This window comes from Paenibacillus sp. WG02 (genome assembly GCF_055396115.1).
Window position 1 is genome coordinate 7,084,695 of sequence record NZ_AP036016.1, and the last position, 12,177, is coordinate 7,096,871.

Genomic DNA, 12,177 nt, shown 5'->3' on the forward strand with positions numbered 1-12,177 from the left:
TTACAAGTATCGGCACCTCGAAATACTTCGATAGAAGTTTTTCTCACTGGCTTCCGCTGCCAAGGAAGTAAATGTTGATCACGGCCGTTCTCCGGTTTAAATCCTGGAACATGAACGTATGCCAGCCAGGCTTTTTCGCTTGATAGACAATTTCTTTCGCAGACTGCTCGCTGCCGCTTTCGCCGTTCAACGCTTCCGAGCTGATCTTGAAGTCTCCGCTCTTGAGCATGCCGTCGCCTGTTTTATAAGCGGCCTTATAATGCTCGACGAAGTTCACAACTTTGAACTTCACCTCGCTGCCTTCGACCATATACTGGCCGCTAGGTTCGAACTGGCCATTGACCAGAACCAGGAAGTCTTTAGGCGACATTACCTTCACAGGACGCTTGATTTCTGCGATGTTGCCTGCCGTATCTTTGGCACTGTACGTGACTTCATAATCGCCGCCTTTAGAGGCGTCTATTAACGGAGGATTCATACTCACATCTGTTTGGCTGATCGCACCGTCACGGTCGTCATAAGCTTCAAAATCATTCAGGTTCACTGTCTCACCCGGTAAAAACACCATGTACGGATTGCCAAATTTAATGACAGGCGCCGTTTTGTCGATGTTTTGCACCTTCGCGCTCACCCGCGTCCGGTTGCCGGCTTCGTCCGAAACGATGAACGTAAAGGATCCGTTCTGCTTGAACACGAGGCTGGTCTTCTCGTCATTGTTAATGGCGATCAGCTTCTTGCCGTCTTCGCTATAGACAGAGGCGGTTACGTTCTGATTCGTCAGCTGGGTATTGCTGTATTTGATCGTTGCCTTCGGTGTCGTGCGGTCGATCCAGTTGACCGTCGCCTTCACGGCAGACGTATTGCCGGCTTCGTCTTCGAGCTGGAATACATACTCGCCGTTGTCGGTAAACACGTGCTGCTTGCTTCCATTGTCGTTCGTCACCCTGAATTCCTCGCCCGCCGTCACTGTGGCGATCACGTCTTTGTTCGTCGGCCCGTTCGTGCTGTAAATGATCTGTCCGACTGGTGCTTTGCGGTCGATATTGCTTACGTTATACGTGATATCCGCTGCATTACCGAGCTCGTCGGCCACTTTGAACGTATAATCGCCATTCTCCTGCGCAACGATTGTGTTTTTGCCGTTGTTATTCAAAATGACGCCGTCATCCTGCAAATTCAACGTTATTGTAACATCGTTCTGTGTCGGACGGGTTTCTGACGTGGTGATCACGCCGCGAGGCGGAGTCTTGTCGATCCAATTCACGCCGGCGACGACAGTTCCTTCATTGCCCGCTTTATCCGTGAAAGTAAAGGTAAACACGCCGTTTTCTTTAAAAGTATGCTTGGAGCCGCCAACGCTGGTGACCGTTACGGGCAAGCCGCTGTCGTCCGCAGCCGTCAGTTCGCCGACAACGTCCCCATTTGTCAATGTTTTCGTGCTGTATGCGACGCTGCCCGTAGGTTTGACCATATCAATGTTTCTTACTTCAACCGGAACAAGGCTTTCATTGCCAGCTTGATCCCGCAGAATAAACGTGAATGCACCATTTTCTGTAAACGTATAACTAGCCTCGCCGCCATTGTTAACAATTTTCACAGGGGCTCCGCTATTGTCATGCGTCTGAATGGTGGCCGTTACAGGTTTGTTTGTCGGCTCAGTTGTGCTATAAGTAACCGTAGCCGTCGGCGGCTCTTTATCAATATTTTTCACTTCCGCCGTCATGGAAGCACTATTGCCCGCAGCATCGACGAACTCGAACGTAAAAGTGCCGTTTTCTTTCAACATGACAGTATTGCTGCCGCCATTATTAGTTATAGTGACCGGCGACTCATCTTCCGTCAGTAGGCTGACGGTAACATCGTTCCTCGTCCAGCTGCCGGAGCTTCCGTAACGAAGTGTCGCCACGGGAGCGGTTTTGTCGATGTTCCATACAGGCACTTTTACAGGCTGGTCAGGCAGCACGCCCGTTGTATCGCGAATGACAAAGCTGATAAGTCCGTTATGCGCCACATTGTAAACCGATTCGGTTACGGATGCGCCATTCGTTTTAGAGTCTATCAACTTCTCTCCCATTCCGTCTTCAAACGAGAATCCCGATAGGGTAAATCGGCTGTCCGCCAGCCCAATGGTGACGGTCACATCGTCTTTCGTTATGTCCTTCGTGGAGAATGCAATATCTACCTTCGGCAGCGACGCATTGATTTGATCCACCTTGGCTTCCGCGCTGCCATTATTCCCCGCTTCATCTACAAAGGTAAAAATAAAGGAACCGTTCTGATTAAAGTCGTGATACGGCAAGCCATATGGCGTATTCAATACCCGAACGCCCGGCTCGTCAAACGAAATATGTGCAGTAACCGTATTAGCCGTTTGATCTGCCATTGAATACGTGATGGATGCGGTTGGCGCTTTGCGTTTCACGATAAGTTTATCGCTGGTTTGAATGGCGATATTGCCCACACGATCGACCGCTTTGACATGCAAGTACCATTCGCCGTTCGCAAGGTCTGATGAAGAAACGACCGTTTCATTCGTTGTTGCTGTCCAATTGCCGTCCGACGCTTCCGGAGCAGTCTTCGACAAGGACCATTGATAAGAAATACTTAGATCCGCCTTATCCGTCATGTTGTCGCTGGCATAAACCGCTGCGCTGACAGATTGGCTTGGCGTACTGCCTTGAATGCCCTCGATTCGAATATTCGGAATGACTGTATCGATATACGTTACTTGGACAGGAATGAGCCGCTCATTGCCCGCTTGATCGATTACCTTAAACGTAAAGCTTCCGTTTTCTTTAAATTCGTGACTTTTTCCGTTTGGCAGCAAAAGTTTATCGGCTGGCGTCATATTATCGCTCAAATTTTCCAAATGAACTGTCACAGGCAAGCGGGTTGTCTCTTTGGTGCTGTACACCGCTTCCGCCACCGATAATGTCTTATCGACAACGATGGACTTGACAACCTGAACGTTATTATTCACTTCGTTTTCGAAGGTGAAATAGTAGTGATACGTGTCCTCCGCGTTAGGAACTTCAAGCACAAACTCTGCGCTTCCGTCCTTGATGGTGCCGGTAAGGACCTCCTTATGATTTTGATCATCAATATGTACCTTGTAAGGTTCGTTGGTAGCCGTACGAATGCGAAACTGCACAGATCCCAAATTCGTATACTCCGGCATGTCGATTTGGAAATCCTCCGCCTTCGGGGCTGCATTGCTCAGCTTAAACGCGCGGGACGTAGCGATGCTCTCGTTGCCGAACACATCCACCGCTTTAACATGAAGATACCAGTTTCCATCGCCGTCGCTTTTCGTCAACGCGTCTCCATTCGCAAAGCTTCTCCAACCCGCATCTGCGGTACTTGGCTTCGTATCCGAGTTCACCCACTGATAGTACAGCGCGGAAATGGAATTGCCGTCCAATGCTCTTACATTAGCTTTCGCCGTTTTGACCGAGTCCGTCGCTGATGGAGCATAATCGAAACTCACGCGTGGCGGCGTATTGTCAACGTAAAACGCTTTGCTTTTCTCGCTCTCGTTGCCCCATTCGTCGGCAGCGCGAACATGCAGGTACCATACGCCTTCCATCGGCTGGTTCTCTCCATCGGTTGATACCGAGAGCTTGTCACCTAAGTTTTTCCAAACGACGCCTTTCGGATCGGCATCGCCGCTCCAGGCGTATTGAATAGGCTGCAGCTTGCTGTTGGCGTCAAGAACAAAAATTTGAGCGGATTGCGATTTTTGCTGCGTTAAATTGCCGTCCGGTGTCAATGTGATTTCGGGAGGCAACGTATCCAAGTAAAACGGCAAGGACACCAGGTCGGATTCATTCCCTGCCTTGTCAAACACACGTACATATAAGGTGTATCTGCCGTGCTCCGGAACTTTCGGACTCTGTACCGGCTGATGGTTATGGAACGGCAGCCAATTGGCTTCGCTGACCTCATCGTCTCGATACACCCATTGATACTCCAATCGCGCATCATCCACACCTGCGTGCTCATCGGTTACATCCACTGTCGGCGTTAGCGCACCGAGATACTTATCCATACCGTTAGGCGCAATCGACAAATTCGGCAAAATGTTATCAAACTTGATCGCCGGACTCGTGATCCGATTGATATTGCCGGCCAGGTCCTGCATCAGGACGGTCACATACCAGTCTCCGTTGACTTTGTCTTTGGAAACGGCAGGCATTTTGCCATCCATTATGCCATAGGTCACCCAAGTAACGCTGCTTTGATCAGGAGATTGCACCCAAGCATACTGAAGCACATCGCCTTTCAGACCAGAGCCTTTTTCAACGACATTCAACTTGACCGAATGTTGTCGCTCATAAGTACCGTCAGTGTCCGGGATAAACTCAACTGTAGGTAGCACAGCATCGACGCAGATCGCTTCACCCGACGCTAGAGCGAGCGGAGGATTGTAGCCATTCTGCACCATAGGCGTATTGCCGAAGTCATCCGTTATTCCCAAATTGCCGATGAAATTGGTATAGGCTAATTCATTTCCTTCATCGCCCGGCTGTACCACGTATTCGTAAATAACCTCTTTCGTGCCGCTGCCGGATTTATACAAGGCCTTCTTACCGTTGTTGAACTGAATGTAGCCATTAGTCCCGGTGACTACATCGTCCAACTGCAGCTTAATTGTAAGCTTATCGCCGGCTTTCAAATATTTGGTTCCGGTCGATGTGGCGACATCCACTTTATTGATGATCGGCACAATACCGTCGACCTGCAGTTTGAGACTGTCCAGCTGGTTGAAGTAGCTGGCGCCGCCTGGGGATTGGTTATAATTCACGTCGTAATTACTTTTCCAATTGTAGGGATTCCCGGATGTACTGCTCTCCATCGGATTGTCCGATAGGTCCTTTACGTTTGGCGGCAGCAAGCCTCCAATTTTATCGTCCCCTCCTTGGTTTGCATCCCACTCACTTGGCGTTCTAGTTCCAATGCCCAAGTATTTGCCTTGATTATAAGGCTGCTTGCCAATGTCGCTGCGTGTCATATCGTCGGCTTCGACCGAATAACGGAAGGTAATGTCTTTTGTCCCGCCGCCTGAAACATATTTGGCCTTCTTGCGTGTATTCATCGGCAATTCGAAGGAAGCGTCAATATTCACAGGCTCCTCGAAATGAAGAACAATATCAAGCGACTGGCCCAAATGGAACTTACCGTTTCCGGCGTTCGGTACGGTAATATTTTGTAATCGAGGCCCTTCCGTATCAAAAACGGACATGTGAATGCTCTCAATTCTGCTTAGCGGGGTATTCACGTCATCTAATACAAATTGAATGACATTCCTATCCGGAATAAAATCCGTTTCCTGCGACGTCATGGTATAAACTTTGGCCATACCAGCATCGCCGCTATCTTTATCCCGTTCGAGTACGGTTCCATTTGTCATCAGAATCATATGATCGTTATCATCAATTCTTGTATTCATCGTTACTCTATATTTCAAGTGCTTCAGCTTGGCAATATCCGACAAGGGATATGGCAAATCCGAAGCGGATACGACGCCTCCGAGTGCCCATCCATCGTCGCCGGAGCCGGGCCATAGCGCCAGATTGTTGGGGAATTTGGGTTTATACTGCAGATTCGTTTGCAGATTTTTTTCATCATATGTGTAATCTCTTTTCGTCGTTACCTTTGAATCCGAGCTGCTGTAATTCACATATTGAAGAAAATTATCATCCGCCCAAGGCGCTTTGGCCTCAGCCTTGTTCGCCACAGCCGCATGAATGCCCATCACGGCCAGCATCGCAACTATGTAAGAATATTTCTTCTTCAACCTGTCTTTCTTTCTTCTCATCCGTTTCTGTCTCAACGTGTTTTCCTCCTTGCAAATGGATTAGTGTTAATCAATTACAAAAAAATAGTTCTATTTACCCATTACACCACCCAAAATATGACAAAATACTCACTATTCTTGCATGTTACCAGACGCTTCTCACAAGATTCTCACAAACGATCAATTACAAGACCAAAAAAAGACAAAAAAAGACAAGGAGATCTTCTCCCTGCCTTGTTAAATTCACTTTAGTTGCCTGTTTCCACATAAGCCGCCGCTTTGGCACTCATTTCCTTCGGCGGCTCAATCCCAAGCTCTCTCCGGTACAGCTCTTCAAAGCTTGCATAATGCTTAACGATTCGTTCTCTCCTGCCGCTGCTTGCATACACATCCATTAACAATTGATTCATTTCCTCATTCAAAGGAACGATGGACAGATACATGTCCAGCTTTTGTTCCGCTTTGCCCCATTCTTGTGCGGCTACATCACGGCCCACCAAACCACGAACCAGAGCCGTATATTGTTTAGCATAACCTTCCTCTAATTGGGACTTCCATAAGAAATCCTTCCGTTCCAAAAGAGTACCGCGATACATCGCAAACAATCTTTCCGCTTGCGCCACATCCTGCTTACCGTCCGCTTGCACCGCCTCGCAGCTCTGAAATTCCAGTAGGTCGTACCGCACATCCTGCGTGTCCAGCATGTAGCCTTCATTGGTTTTGACAATGTCCATGCCGATTTCTTGTTCTTTCATCAGCTTCTTCAGCCGGTAAATCGTATTGTGAAGATTGTGCGAAGCCCTGTCCTCCAACATATCCGGCCATAAAATATCGGCCAGATGCCACTTGCTAACATTCTGTCCCGGATGGCATAGGAAAAATGCGAACAATTCCTCCGTCTTCCGCGTCGGCCAGCGAACCAGCACGCCGTCCGGGTTCTTGACTTCGAATCCGCCAAAGCAGCGAATCGAGGCATGGCGAATTTGCAACTCCATCTGCTCCGTCTGCTCGGCCGGACTCACCAATTTCAGGAGGCGATTCGTTATCCGCTCAATAGACGCCGGTGTTACTGGCTTTAAAATATAATCAAAGGCATAGACTTGGAAAGCTTCCAAGGCGTACTCTTTGTAAGCTGTCGTAAATACAATTTTCGTATGGCCCTGCCGCTCGTTTAATTTCACTGCCAGCTCAAGCCCGTTCATTCTGGGCATTTCCACATCCAGGAACGCAATATCCGGCCGGAGTTCGGGCAAACTGGATACAGCCTCCAGCGGATTACTGAAAGTGCCCACAATCGTGCAATGCGGATTTCGCCCAATAATGACTTTCATCAATTCAAGAATCGGCTTCTCATCTTCTACAATCACAACCCTAAACAATTGCCCCTCCTCCTTTCTTGTCTATGATTATGCCTCATCACTGCTCCCGGCCAGAGGTAAATACATCGTCACCTTGGTGCCCCGCCCCAATTCTGAATCAACATTCCACGTAGCCCCGGGTATCGAATCCAATCTTCTGCGAATATTCGAGATGCCAATGCCGCCTACACCCTGTTTGCCGCTGACAAGACCATAGAGCAGATCGTCATCCATTCCGACCCCGTCGTCTTGAACGATAATTTGCAGATGACGGTCTCCTTCCTGGATTGTCAACGTAACAGTGCCGAACCCTTCCTTCTCAAATAATCCGTGACGAATCGAGTTCTCCACAAAAGGCTGGATGCTTAAAGAAGGAATCGGCATATGCTTCAGACTCTCGTCGATGTAACATATAAAATCAAACCGATCGCCAAAACGGGCTTTCTCGATCTCGACATAAGCCTCGATCAGCTCCAGCTCCCGGCTCACACTGACAAACAAATCGTTGCGGTCCATATCGAGAATATAACGCAAATACTGGCTTAATTGAGACAGCAAATAGGCTGCTTTCTCCCCATCCGTATAACAAAATGAAATTACGCTGCTAAGCGCATTATACAGAAAATGGGGCTTGATCTGCGCTTGGTGAAACGCCAGCTCATTGCGAATCGCTTCTTGGATGGACGTCTTCATCGCGATCAGCGTCTGAATGCGGGCAATAAGCGGCTCCGCCTCAAACGGTTTGGTCAAATAATCGTTCGCTCCAGCCCTGAAGCCGATTGCGATATCCTGTGAAGTATCCTTGACCGTTGCAAACAATATCGGCAAGTCGAGTATCGAATAATGAAACCGCAGCATGCGGCAAAGCTCGATTCCCGATATATCAGGCATCATGACGTCCAGAATGACCAGGTCAATCTGTGCATATGTTTTGATTTTGACCAAAGCTTCTTTGGCCGAAAAGGCTGTAATCACGTTATACCTGTGTCTTTTCAAAATATTCAGCAGCGTATGGATGTTGGAAGCCTCGTCGTCCACGATAAGAATCGTATGTGCATGCTGTTCCAGAAGATCCAATGAAGATTTACTTTCCGTCATTCTCGGCACCGTGGTTTCGATCATGGCGGCAGCCTCATCTGCAGCAGTATATTTCGCCACGTGCTTCAACGTAAACACCATACGCGTGCCGACATTCACCTCGGACCAGTCAACCCAAATTTGCCCTTCCATTCGTTCGATCAATTTACGGCTAATATACAAGCCCACTCCCATTCCCGTGTAGCCGTCATCCGGCAGAACCTGATCGAGCTGCTCAAAATATTCAAAAATGTTCGATCGCCGTTCCGCAACAATACCGATGCCCGTATCGGTCACGGATATGCGGATCATGTCTCCGACTACGACAGACGCGACGGTAATAGTCCCTTTTTCGGTATGCTTAATCGCATTATGGATCAGGTTGTACAACAATTGCCGCAAGCGGCTCTCATCTGCATGAACCCATACGTTCGGAGGAACCTGATTCTCCAGCATGACCTCTTTGCCCGCCAGCTCGAAATGCAAGACGTCAAATACAATTTGAGTCACCGATCTCATATCGACGACCGTCATATGCATACGCAGCTCACCTTGCTTAAGCCTCGTAACATCAATTAAATCGCGCATCAGCATCGATAGCTTCACCGAGGTGTCCTTGATCAGCCATAGATTTTGTTTTTGCTTGGCGGATAAATTCCGCTCATCATCATCCAGCAGGTACGAGGTGATGTTCATAATGCCGTGCAGCGGTGTCTTGACTTCATGCGACGTGTGCATTAAGAACTCGTCCTTCAGTTGATTGGAAATCGTCAATTGATGCGTCAGTGTTTCCGTCTTTGCATAGGCAGTCGTTAAACGGGCAGCTAGTAAAAGATTCATTAAAGATATGAAACCGATCACGGCAGCTTTTCCTCGTAAATCCGTCGATATCATATTTTCCGCATAAAGAGTCCCGTCGACTAAAAAAATCAACAATGAAATGATGACGCCGATGAAAAGCAAAAGCTCTTTTCGTTCCGATGTTCCCTTCGGGCTAGTTCCGAATAAATAAATCATTCTGCCAAGCAAATAAATAGGAACCAGTGCCATATAAAGAAAGAACAAACCTCTCACTTCATTATAAAGCGAATAGGGAAGCACGAGAATCGCCGCTATGTAAACGACATTTGGAGAAATTAAAGCAATCTTCATTCGATGCGAGATCAGTCTGCCGTCCATGGAACTGAAGAATAGAATACTTAGCACAGAACTAAGAAATTCGCTTAGATCCAGCGATTTATAGACAACATAAAAAGGTATTTCCGGCATGAGCCTTTGAAGCAATTTCTCGCCAAACAGCAATTGAATGAGCGCAAGGGAAAACAAATACATCCCGCTGTACAAGTACGTCTTTTCTCTGTTACGCAAAACATAGAGACTGAGATGATAGGCGCCAAACATGACAAAAATGAGCGCGTAAGCCAGATCGCTGCCGATCAATAAACTATTCAGCTTCGTAATATCTCCATGCATTCCGAACTGGATGGAGTTAATAATACCGCCGTTGACAAATTCATAATTGGCCACTTGGATAATGATCTCTATTTCTTTGCCTTTCGCATGAAAAAAAGTACTGTACGGCGTATTGCCGGAAATGTTCGCTTCTTTGACAATGGCCGGCTTTCCGCTCCCGCCCTCTAACTTGCCATTGATATACAAGCTGTGAGACATACGAACGCTTCTTACTTTTAATCCATAGATATCATCGTAGTTTTCTACCAACACTTTAAGCCGATAAGTTCCAAAGCCTTTTCTACTCATGCCGCCATCTTTCTTTTTACCTTCCCATGTGCCCGGGACAAATAAATAAGAAACATCGCTCCGCGCGGCCGCGCTAAAATCAGAAGGTTCGAGCAGCTTCCCCTCATAAAACTCCCACTCGCCGTCGAGAGCAACCAGCCCTTGCTTATGAAAGTCCCAACCCGTTAAGTCCATCACTCCCTGCTTGGCAAGCTGTGAATCCCTATTCGGTACTGTATGCGAATAAATAGCTATAAATAATAGGATCGAGAGAGATAATACGATGCCAATGCCAATAAACTGGCGAAAATTATTCACGATAGTGTCCTCTTTCTCTATTCATGCATGCAAGGTGATGTATTTGATCCTATCATTTCATACTCACAAAAAACTCACAAGCCCTCAACTTTTGACCAGTCTCCTACCTCTAGGGACGAGGCGATAATCTGATCATTTACTCAATTCACGGCATTGCTAAACATCCGAGCAAGATGAAGTGTAGGGATTGGAATCCATCGTTACATGGGTTCAAAATGTTGTACGAACTGCAACTTTAAGTTACAAAATAGCCTTTGAGCGTGTGGATTGTTGTAGAATTTACAACACTTGTAACCACTCAGCTCAGTAAAATCCATAATTTTCCACGTTCGCTAAATAGGGTACGCTTTGCCTTCTTCCCCTAACCTCAAAAAAATAAAAAAGCTGTCTCAAAGTCAATTGACTTTTAAGACAGCCCCATAGCCATTAAGTATCTAATCGAAATCATACCGCTGCTCTTTAAACGGATCGCCATACATATGGTATCCATTCCGCTCCCAAAAGCCCGGCTTATCCTTCGGCATAAACTCGATGCCGCGCAGCCACTTCGCGCTTTTCCAGAAGTAAAGATGCGGCACGACCATGCGAACCGGAGCCCCATGGTCAGGTGTCAGCAGCTCACCATTGTGTCTGATGCCCAGAAAAGACGTCTCCCGGAGGAAGTCCTCGAGCGGAAGATTCGTCGTCCAGCCATGCTCCGCATGCAGCATAACATGCGTGGCTTCTGGCTTCAGCTTCACTTTGCTCATGAGCTCAGAAACAGCAATGCCTTCCCATACATTGTCCAGCTTGGACCATGTAGTTACGCAGTGAATGTCGTTTGCGAACTCTTTGCGCGGAAGAGCCATGAAGTCTTTGTACGAAATCTGGAACTCTTCCTCAACCAAGCCAAAGAGACGCAGATTCCATTTGCTCATATCATTATAGTATGGCACGGATCCGTAATGAAGCACAGGCCAGCCTTGTGTCAGCGTTTGGCCAGGGGGAACACGGTCATTCTGTTCCTGTGGCTTTTGGCCAAATAACATGAGATAACCTCCTACTAGTCGTTACCGATGTAAGATGCATATTCAGCTGGTGTAAGTAAGCCTTCCAAAGCTTCAGCACCTGTAACTTCGACTTCAACCATCCAACCTTCACTGAATGGTGCACTGTTCACCAACTCAGGTGAACCTTCCAAGGAACTATTTACTGCAGTTATTTTGCCCGAAACAGGCGAGAAAATATCCGAAACCGTTTTAACGGATTCCACACTGCCAATGCTTTCATTCGCGGTAACGGATGTTCCGACTTTAGGAAGCTCCACAAACACAATATCCCCCAATTGATCTTGGGCAAAATCAGTAATGCCTACGCGAACTACTGTATCCGACAGCTTCTCTACCCACTCATGCTCTTTGGTGTAAAATAAATTGGCTTGTACTTCACTCATCGTTAAACGCCTCGCTTACCAGCAAATTTTGCTTTTAGCTTAATCTAATGGGAACATCAAAGTCAAGGTGGTCGCAGTAAATTTTGCCAACACGGCCGGACTAAGGCGGCAAGTCTCACTTTTCAAAAGTTGCAGTTGACAATTCACACCAATTTGGGCACATAATAATACTATAAATTAAATTGAATATTGGCGAATGATGGTATAGGGAGAGACCGCAGGGCAAGCTCGCGGCGCCGAAGGAGTAAGCCCAGTGCGGTGAATCTCTCAGGCAAAAGGACCTGTATCGGACGCAACTCTGGAGAGCTTCGAATTTCCGCGAACAGCGGGAAAACGGACACCCAAGGGGAAACTTGATGGACGTTTGGTCCAGCGAGGTAACTCTCAGGTAAAAAGGACAGGGCAAAAGGTATGTTTGTGTTGCATACTTTTTGCTCTTTTTTGCATTTTCCGGC

5 protein-coding genes and 2 riboswitches are annotated in these 12,177 nt (G+C 47.4%); all 5 genes read right to left on the reverse strand.

The genetic code is table 11. The features are described 5' to 3' along the window. Nucleotides 1–43: 43 nt before the first annotated feature. The 5 genes from ACBP55_RS32020 to gcvH all read right to left on the reverse strand — a co-directional run bounded on the left by ACBP55_RS32020 (nt 44) and on the right by gcvH (nt 11,722). Nucleotides 44–5,833 carry an Ig-like domain repeat protein gene (locus ACBP55_RS32020; protein WP_464647474.1) on the reverse strand — a complete coding sequence of 1,930 codons (5,790 nt, stop codon included), beginning with the start codon at nt 5,831–5,833 and terminating at the stop codon, nt 44–46. A gap of 212 nt (nt 5,834–6,045) precedes the next feature. Further along, a complete protein-coding gene (locus ACBP55_RS32025) occupies nt 6,046–7,176 on the reverse strand; it encodes a response regulator (RefSeq protein ID WP_464647476.1) in 1,131 nt (376 codons plus the stop codon). Nucleotides 7,177–7,203: 27 nt separating this feature from the next. Next, nucleotides 7,204–10,290, reverse strand: a complete 3,087-nt coding sequence (locus tag ACBP55_RS32030) for an ATP-binding protein (RefSeq protein ID WP_464647478.1) — start codon at nt 10,288–10,290, stop codon at nt 7,204–7,206. Between the two features lie 434 nt (nt 10,291–10,724). Then, nucleotides 10,725–11,318 (reverse strand): sulfite oxidase-like oxidoreductase, encoded by a 594-nt coding sequence (locus ACBP55_RS32035; protein ID WP_261302446.1) that lies wholly within the window; start codon nt 11,316–11,318, stop codon nt 10,725–10,727. A gap of 14 nt (nt 11,319–11,332) precedes the next feature. Further along, on the reverse strand, nt 11,333–11,722 hold the full coding sequence (gcvH, locus tag ACBP55_RS32040) for a glycine cleavage system protein GcvH (RefSeq protein WP_464647480.1): 390 nt from the start codon (nt 11,720–11,722) through the stop codon (nt 11,333–11,335). A 196-nt stretch (nt 11,723–11,918) separates the two neighbouring features. Beyond that, a riboswitch (glycine riboswitch) is annotated at nt 11,919–12,015 on the forward strand. Nucleotides 12,016–12,018: 3 nt separating this feature from the next. Then, nucleotides 12,019–12,125, forward strand: a riboswitch (glycine riboswitch). Nucleotides 12,126–12,177: the final 52 nt, after the last annotated feature.